This window comes from Caldisphaera sp. (genome assembly GCF_049974385.1).
In the GTDB taxonomy this organism is placed as follows: Archaea; Thermoproteota; Thermoprotei_A; order Sulfolobales; family Acidilobaceae; genus Caldisphaera.
This window is the reverse complement of sequence record NZ_JBMFIW010000021.1, coordinates 23,854-29,965: the sequence shown is the minus strand read 5'-3', so window position 1 is coordinate 29,965 and position 6,112 is coordinate 23,854. Positions and strand designations below refer to the sequence as shown.

Genomic DNA, 6,112 nt, shown 5'->3' with positions numbered 1-6,112 from the left:
GACTTGCTATGCAAGTTGAAGGGGGTTTTGGTTATAGCAAGGAAAGCAATATAGAAAGATATTATAGAGACATAAAGATGATTGAAATAGGTGATGGAACAAACGAAATACAAAAACTAGTTATAGCAAAATCTTTAATGGGGAAAATAACTTCACCTAAAATTAAGCATTGAATCCCGTATTATTAACCTTTTTTAGATATTCTTCTGAAGTAGCTGCGCTGCAGGTTATCACATACAAAATAACATCTAAGAGCTTAAGTGCATCTGCCATTTTAGTTAATATTATAGTTTGGCTTGAATCCTTAGAGTTTATTGATCTCTCTTCTATATCCATTGTTATCGCCATGGTTTGTAATAGAAGTTCTTGAGTTCTTTTTATACTAGGTTGTGCTACGATAGATCCCAACTGAGGTAATATATCCTTTATGTTTTGAACCAAACTAACTATTTCATCTGATCTTATTTTTAACTTGTTAGCTTTGTCTGCAGCATCTAATATAATATATCCAACGACTCCTAATAATCCACTACCTAAAACTAATGCATGAAGCCTTACATCTCCCTTTCCATGAAGCATAGTATCTACAACATGTCTCTCAACCAAATGCTGGTATTTAAGCAAATCCTTCTGACCTAATTGCAAAGATTGTGTAACATCTTGTCCCATTAAGGCATCCTTAAGCATACCAGCTATATCAGAAACTATCATACCTAAACCTTTAATAACTTGCTTTATTTCTATTTTAGAATCATCTATAACAGGTCTAATCATAATCTTTGATTCTCCTAATTCGAATACATCAAGCCCTAAAAGAGATAGAGCGGCTTGCTTTGCTGATTCGACACCTTTTTTACCTAATGGACCTAAATTTATTATAATATCTCCTAAATTATGAACATACAAGCAATATATAGCTAGAGAAGCTATTTCAGGAATAGGAATTTTACTTAAATCCATTTCGTAAACTGCTTTACTTTTCTCTTCATCTTTTTGTGAAGGAATTATAGAAAGTTTATCCTCATCATCTACAATATAAACCGTATCTCCTGGCTTTATATTGTGAGCTTCTATCCATGAATGGGGAAGAGTAATTACATATGAAGATGCGCCCAACCTCTGCACTTTTCTAGCTATTATTCCCATACCTAATCACATCATATTATTCTATTTATTATTTACTATTCTACGTATATATTAGTATCTGTATGTATTAAATCTTCGTAAGGAGTTCCTGCACATAAGAATATAATGATTTCAAGAAGAGTACAATAGTTAAGTGTGTAATCTTTGAGACTCAGGAAATCATTACTCATAATGTTTTGTGAGAGACCAGTATAGAATTTAAGGCAAAACAATTTTTTACCTAATCAACTCTTATGGAGTTTATCCGGGCGGACAAAGCGAAAATCCATTGAGTGCGTTTTATGATAACTACATAAATATATGGATAAAAGGAGAATATCTACCGTTAATTTTCGCTCAAAACCCACAAAATATCACTCGATCAGATATTATAGCGGAAATTGTTTTGAACCCTTCAAGGTGATAACGATAAAAGAGTCACTAAGGTTATTGTTAATTTTTATAATTGCTTTGTTTTTATCATATATTTTTTTGTACACAGGAATATGGCTATTAGTAATTTTAGCTGGTCTTATTTCGTCCGTTGTCTTTGGAAAAGATTATATAAGAACACTTATAATATCATTTTTAGCTGGTCTTATTTCGTCTTTGCTATTTTTGTCCAATTATATAGTTATGGGGGGTTCAATACTCAAAATATCTTATTATGCAGGCGAAGCTGCTGGAATACCGGGAATTTTATTTATAATTATTTCTTTATTGTTAAATGGTATATACATACTAATAGGCTCCGTTATAGGTATTTACATTAAAAAAATTCTTTAATTTATATTTTAATTCATATTTATTTTTCAAAAAAACCAAGTAAATCCTATAATACTTAATTTATAAAGGAATATCCAATTTAATTTCGTAATTTAAGTTAAAACATATATTTCATTACTAACAGAGCATGAAGATTAATTTTAATTAAAGATTAATAATGGAGAGATCAGTAATCAATTAAATTAATATAATGATATTATATAATACGATAATTTAAAACTTCTTCAATTTATTATTAATAGAGAACTGACTTTGAAGTGAAAAAAATGATTTCCAGAAGTGAAATAAAGGGTGACAAAAGATTAGCATTAGTATTAGGTAAAATGGAAAAAGGCTGTGAACTATGCTTTCCCGGATTAAAGGCTGTAATATTTGTTACTGGCATATGTGGAGACAATTGTTATTATTGTCCAATTAGCAAAGATAGGTTTGGCAAAGATCTGATTTATATTAATGAAGAGAAAGTGAGTTCACTAGAAGAAGTTACTTTAGAGATTGAGAGACAAGGAGCAATGGGTGCTAGTTTAACTGGAGGAGATCCCTTAACAAAATTTCCAAGAACATTAAAAATTATTAAGATGCTAAAAGATAGATTCGGGAAAGAATTTCATATACATCTATATACAAGCGGTAGATATGCTACTCCGGATGTTTTGGTATCTTTATGGAAAGCTGGCCTTGATGAAATTAGATTCCACCCAGTTAAGGAAGAATATAAAAAAGCTATCGAATACGCATCGAAATTAACAAATATGAGGGTTGGAGCTGAAATACCAATAGCTAAAGGTTTAGAAGATTGGGCCATAAAAGTTATTAACGATGTAGAAAAATATGGAGGTTCCTTTGTAAATTTGGATGAAATGGAGTTTGTTGAACCCAATGCTTCTGCTTTAATTTCAAGAGGTCTAAATGAAGATAAGAGAAGACCTTTTACAGCGAAAGGATCCATAGAAGCTGCTATGAAAGTTTTAGAATGGGCTAAATTAAATAGCAACATATATGTTCACTTTTGCCCAGCATCATTCAAAGATTCAGTTCAGACAAAAAATAGATTTATAAGATTAGCTAAAAATGATAAAAGATGGTATGAAGAAATTACATCATATGGTACTGTTATATGGGGAGAAGTCAATATAAATGATAAGATCATAAGGTTTAATCCAAAAAATATGAATTTATATAAAGGATATAGCGTTAAAATTTTGGAATCTCATCCAACAAGATCAAGAATACCGATTATAAGTGAAGAGACAATAGATATTTAATATAGTTTTACTTTAATATAAATTCATTGCATTTTTATATTAAGTTATAATAAATCAATATAAGGTTTTCTCTACATATAAAATATAGGAGATCAATTTGAGACTCCCAAGAACTTGGCTAAAATATACAGAAAAAGAAAATAAAAGTTATAATGCTATAATAACGGTGGAAATTTACCCAGGGGTAAATATCAATATTTATATTGATAAACTAGCTCAAGAACCTAGTTTTGCATGTTGCACAAGAAAGGATAACAAGTTATGTCATTCATATATAATTACATTATTTTCACAAAAAGGACCATTCGCATCATTATATATATCTCCGCCATGGTTTTTTAATGAATGCAAACAAAGAAACTAGTAAAACTATAACCAATAAAATAAGTCTTTATCATCCTCTCCTATCAATTTTCCATTAATATTCACTTGCCTTAATTTTTTAATAGATGAAACAAATGCATTTTTACTAACCCTTCTAAATTCATTGATAGCTTTTTCATAGTTGTCAATTAAATTTATCACTGAAATAGAAAATAAGAAATCTATGCTCTTATTTTTAAAAGGAAGTAATTCCGCATTTCCAAGCAACGCGATACACTTATTTTTACATAATTTCAAAATTTTTCGCTGAGCGATTTTCAACATATTCTCACTATAATCTAAACAATAAAATTTTGAAACTTTATTCAATAATCCTTTATTATAAAAATATTCAATTAATAAGCCGGTTCCGCAACCAATATCAGCTACGATTCCATTAGGTAAAACTATTGAAAACAAAAAATCATATTTTCTCCATTGCTCTAAACCATAAAGTTCATCATAACCATCATAAGTATAATCATATCTTGTTTTTATTTCATCATCCTGAACCACGAGTATATACCTCTGTTTCTTTAATCGCATTTTGTATATTATTTAAAACATCAAGTGCGGTTATATTTTCTCCTTTTTCTTTAACAGCCAATTCTCCAGCTTTCCCAGATATATATGCTGCTGCAGTAACTACATGCAAAGTATTAGCATTTTTCATTAAAGTAATTCTTCTAGACAAAAATCCCGATATTATGCCAGTTAAAACATCACCTGTTCCTCCAACTGCCATAGCTGGATGACCTGTTTTATTATATCTGCATTTACCTTTAGGTAAGCATATTACATCCACAGGACCTTTTACTATTACTGTTGCATTATATTTCTTTGCAATTTCTATTGACAGCTCTTCTGGATCTCCTGTTCTTCCTGCTAATAAAGCGGCTTCACCTCTATGAGGGGTTAATACTACCTCTTCCCATAACTTTATATCAGAATTAGCTATTGATTTTAATGCATCTGCATCTATAACTATTGGCTTCCCTTTAAGTAAATTAATCAATTTAATAACTGCTTCTTTAGTCTCTTCTTTATTACCTAACCCTGGGCCTATCGCGACTACATCAACTCTTTTTGCTTCTTCAGCTAATTCACTAATATGATTTTCGTTAAGGTAATCTCCCTCAAGAGGGAATGGAATTATACCTGGATTATTTTGAGCTGCAGAGATTGCGACTTTTTCCGGCGAGGCTAAAAATGATAGATCTGCTCCTGATAAAAGTGCTGCAGATGAAGCGTAATACGGTGCTCCAAAATAATGATATGAACCTCCAATAGTCAAAACCTTTCCGTTACCACCTTTAATTGCATCCTTTGGCCTTTTAGGTATCCTAAATAATACATCTCCAGGCCCACTATATATTTCGGAGTCTTTAATTATACCTATTTCAGCAACCATAATATCCCCAACGTAATGTTTTGCTTCATCTTTAATTAATCCTGGTTTTAATGAATGCATGGTAATAGTAACATCAGCTATTGCTGCTCCCTCAGCGACATTACCTGTTTCTGGATCAACTCCTGTAGGCACATCAATTGCAACCCTTAAACCTGTTGAAGAATTAAATGCCTTTAATGCGCTCGCTATAGGCTCTCTTAATTTACCCTTAACTCCTATACCTAGTATTCCATCAATTAAAACATCAGCATCCTGTGGTTTGTATTCATTTGGATCTTGTAAGTGAATTATTTTTAATTGCTTGGTATTAATTAGGCTCTTAAGATTAACCAAAGTATCTTGATGTTCGATCAAGTTAAAATCATATAGCATATAAACCGTTACATCCGCTCCTCTAAGAGATAAATGCTTTGAAGCAACTAAAGCATCTCCTCCATTGCCTCCTCTACCTGCATAAACTATAACCCTTTTATTTTTCAAATCCCCTATTCTACATTCTATAGCATCTGCAACAGCTCTTCCAGCATTTTCCATCAAAAGCAAAAGGGGGATTCCATTATATACGTTATTTATTTCATAACTTCTTATATCTTCAATGCTTAAAATTTGAGGTTCCTTAATAAATCCAGCGCATATATTAGGCATACCCAGCACCCAAATATAATATTTCCTTTTTAGATAATACGTTTAATTTTAATGTTTACAAATACATAAAATCATAATTCTGTAACACGAAAATAAAGCTGAAGTCATTTAAAATAGCCTTTTGTCAAAAAGACTTATAAGCTAAAAAAGCAAGTCTATTTATGGTGAATATTAATCCAAGGTGTTAAAAATGGCACAAAAAAAGATCAATATTGATAACAATATATGGTTAGAAGTATTATTAGAAAATGAAAATAAGTTGTTTGAAAGGATAGAAATTAGAGGCTTGGTTTATCATGAATTAAAATCAACACCATCTAGGATTGCTATTAGAAAAGCTGTTTCTCAAGCTTATAATAAGGATATTTCATCTGTATTTGTTAAATCTATACAGACTAGCTATGGTCAAGGACTTTCCAATGTACATATACATGTTTATAATACTCCTGAATTTGCTAAAAAGTATGAAATGAAATACATAGTAGAAAGAAATGGAGGCTATACTTTAGAGGGGTGA

The 6,112-nt window shown here is 30.8% G+C and carries 9 protein-coding genes; 6 read left to right on the top strand and 3 right to left on the bottom strand.

Translation table 11 applies throughout. The annotated features are described in order from the left end of the window. Window positions 1-173 (top strand): acyl-CoA dehydrogenase family protein (locus ACP5GV_RS06360; protein WP_428069668.1); only part of this gene is annotated, 173 nt, incomplete at its 5' end. On the opposite strand, the gene ACP5GV_RS06355 is transcribed toward ACP5GV_RS06360, so the two are convergent. Next, entirely contained in the window at window positions 163-1,146 is a 984-nt protein-coding gene (locus ACP5GV_RS06355) for an AbrB/MazE/SpoVT family DNA-binding domain-containing protein (RefSeq protein ID WP_428069627.1), read from the bottom strand. The genes ACP5GV_RS06360 and ACP5GV_RS06355 overlap by 11 nt on opposite strands. 211 nt (window positions 1,147-1,357) lie before the next feature. On the opposite strand from ACP5GV_RS06355, the gene ACP5GV_RS06350 reads away from it, so the two are divergent. From ACP5GV_RS06350 to ACP5GV_RS06335, 4 genes are all read left to right on the top strand, one after another. Beyond that, complete coding sequence (locus ACP5GV_RS06350; RefSeq protein ID WP_428102909.1) at window positions 1,358-1,549, top strand: penicillin acylase family protein; 192 nt, start codon at window positions 1,358-1,360, stop codon at window positions 1,547-1,549. A gap of 68 nt (window positions 1,550-1,617) precedes the next feature. Continuing rightward, on the top strand, window positions 1,618-1,911 hold the full coding sequence (locus ACP5GV_RS06345) for a hypothetical protein (RefSeq protein ID WP_428102904.1): 294 nt from the start codon (window positions 1,618-1,620) through the stop codon (window positions 1,909-1,911). A gap of 266 nt (window positions 1,912-2,177) precedes the next feature. Next, complete coding sequence (locus tag ACP5GV_RS06340) at window positions 2,178-3,176, top strand: radical SAM protein (protein ID WP_428102902.1); 999 nt, start codon at window positions 2,178-2,180, stop codon at window positions 3,174-3,176. A 97-nt stretch (window positions 3,177-3,273) separates the two neighbouring features. After that, a complete protein-coding gene (locus ACP5GV_RS06335) occupies window positions 3,274-3,540 on the top strand; it encodes a hypothetical protein (protein WP_292319327.1) in 267 nt (88 codons plus the stop codon). 5 nt (window positions 3,541-3,545) lie between these two features. Here ACP5GV_RS06335 and ACP5GV_RS06330 read toward each other — a convergent pair whose 3' ends face one another. Further along, window positions 3,546-4,055: a class I SAM-dependent methyltransferase gene (locus tag ACP5GV_RS06330; RefSeq protein WP_428069633.1), complete on the bottom strand. Its 510-nt coding sequence runs from the start codon at window positions 4,053-4,055 to the stop codon at window positions 3,546-3,548. Continuing rightward, entirely contained in the window at window positions 4,042-5,595 is a 1,554-nt protein-coding gene (locus ACP5GV_RS06325) for an NAD(P)H-hydrate dehydratase (protein WP_428102900.1), read from the bottom strand. Before ACP5GV_RS06325 ends, ACP5GV_RS06330 begins: the two co-directional genes overlap by 14 nt. 190 nt (window positions 5,596-5,785) lie before the next feature. Between ACP5GV_RS06325 and ACP5GV_RS06320 the strand changes: the two genes are divergently transcribed. Continuing rightward, window positions 5,786-6,112, top strand: a complete 327-nt coding sequence (locus ACP5GV_RS06320; RefSeq protein WP_428069637.1) for a 30S ribosomal protein S24e — start codon at window positions 5,786-5,788, stop codon at window positions 6,110-6,112.

What these genes read in the sequence shown, in the direction of transcription:
- ACP5GV_RS06355 (WP_428069627.1), bottom strand. Translation starts at nt 1,146, where the DNA reads ATGGGAATAATAGCTAGAAAAGTGCAGAGGTTGGGCGCATCTTCATAT.
- ACP5GV_RS06340 (WP_428102902.1), top strand. Translation starts at nt 2,178, where the DNA reads ATGATTTCCAGAAGTGAAATAAAGGGTGACAAAAGATTAGCATTAGTA.
- ACP5GV_RS06325 (WP_428102900.1), bottom strand. Translation starts at nt 5,595, where the DNA reads ATGCCTAATATATGCGCTGGATTTATTAAGGAACCTCAAATTTTAAGC.
- ACP5GV_RS06320 (WP_428069637.1), top strand. Translation starts at nt 5,786, where the DNA reads ATGGCACAAAAAAAGATCAATATTGATAACAATATATGGTTAGAAGTA.